This is a genomic window from Faecalibacterium sp. DFI.5.82 (assembly GCF_029076575.1).
Lineage (GTDB): Bacteria > Bacillota > Clostridia > Oscillospirales > Ruminococcaceae > Faecalibacterium > Faecalibacterium duncaniae.
In genome coordinates this window covers 1-326 of the sequence record NZ_JARFIS010000292.1, presented here as the reverse complement: position 1 = coordinate 326, position 326 = coordinate 1, and the positions used below count along the sequence as shown (strand labels likewise).

Genomic DNA, 326 nt, shown 5'->3' with positions numbered 1-326 from the left:
AACGAGATCCTGATCTTTGATGAGCCCACCGCTGTTCTGACCCCGCAGGAGATCGACGAGCTGATGGAGATCATGCGCGGGTTCAAGAAGGAGGGCAAGTCCATCCTCTTCATCACCCCACAAGCTCAACGAGATCATGGCAGTGGCAGACCGCTGCACGGTTCTGCGCAAGGGCAAGTATATGGGCACTGTGGACATCAAGGACACCACCACGGAAGAGCTTTCCCGCATGATGGTCGGCCGCGATGTTCAGCTGCAGGTGGACAAAAAGCCCGCCGCCCCCGGCGAGGTGGTGCTGGGCGTGCAGAACGTTACCATGCACAACG

The 326-nt window shown here is 58.9% G+C and carries 1 pseudogene; it reads left to right on the top strand.

Annotated features, from left to right (window positions below):
* A pseudogene (locus tag P0G09_RS16665) lies at window positions 1-326 on the top strand (heme ABC transporter ATP-binding protein); the annotation flags it as partial.